A 651-nucleotide genomic window follows, 5' to 3' on the forward strand; every position below is an offset into this window, starting at 1 on the left:
CTATATCTGGAGAAGTACTCAAGTGGCTGAAGAGGCGCCCCTGCTAAGGGTGTAGGTCGCTAATGCGGCGCGAGGGTTCAAATCCCTCCTTCTCCGTTTTTTATATGACCCGTTGGTCAAGTGGTTAAGACACCGCCCTTTCACGGCGGTAACATGAGTTCAAATCTCGTACGGGTCATTGATGCATAAGCATCATTAAGTTAATAGTTTTACGTTTTAAGCAATGGAGGATTACCCAAGTCCGGCTTAAGGGAACGGTCTTGAAAACCGTCAGGTCGCGAAAGCGGCGCGTGGGTTCGAATCCCACATCCTCCTTAGTGGGTAGCATATGATTTATTTTTTATTATCGCGGGATGGAGCAGTCTGGTAGCTCGTCGGGCTCATAACCCGAAGGTCGTAGGTTCAAATCCTGCTCCCGCAATTCGCTTCAGAAATTCTTGGTTCGTTGGTCTAGTTGGTTAGGACGCCTGCCTGTCACGCAGGAGATCGCGAGTTCGATTCTCGCACGGACCGTTTAATGGCTCGGTAGCTCAGTTGGTAGAGCAATGCATTGAAGCTGCATGTGTCGGCGGTTCGATTCCGTCCCGCGCCATTTTGGAGGGGTAGCGAAGTCTGGCTAAACGCGGCGGACTGTAAATCCGCTCCTTCGGG

General features: G+C 51.3%; 6 tRNA genes. All 6 read left to right on the forward strand.

What is annotated here, in order from left to right:
- Window positions 1-8 precede the first annotated feature (8 nt).
- The 6 genes from FC97_RS10865 (at window position 9) to FC97_RS10890 (ending at window position 592) form a co-directional block, all read left to right on the forward strand.
- Window positions 9-96 (forward strand) — tRNA-Ser (locus FC97_RS10865).
- A 10-nt stretch (window positions 97-106) separates the two neighbouring features.
- Window positions 107-178 (forward strand) — tRNA-Glu (locus tag FC97_RS10870).
- Between the two features lie 47 nt (window positions 179-225).
- A tRNA-Ser gene (locus FC97_RS10875) sits at window positions 226-315 on the forward strand.
- 32 nt (window positions 316-347) lie between these two features.
- A tRNA-Met gene (locus tag FC97_RS10880) sits at window positions 348-421 on the forward strand.
- 18 nt (window positions 422-439) lie between these two features.
- Window positions 440-513, forward strand: a tRNA-Asp gene (locus FC97_RS10885).
- 6 nt (window positions 514-519) lie between these two features.
- Window positions 520-592 (forward strand) — tRNA-Phe (locus FC97_RS10890).
- The last annotated feature ends 59 nt before the right edge of the window (window positions 593-651 follow it).

The organism is Companilactobacillus kimchii DSM 13961 = JCM 10707, assembly GCF_001435445.1.
In the GTDB taxonomy this organism is placed as follows: domain Bacteria; phylum Bacillota; class Bacilli; order Lactobacillales; family Lactobacillaceae; genus Companilactobacillus; species Companilactobacillus kimchii.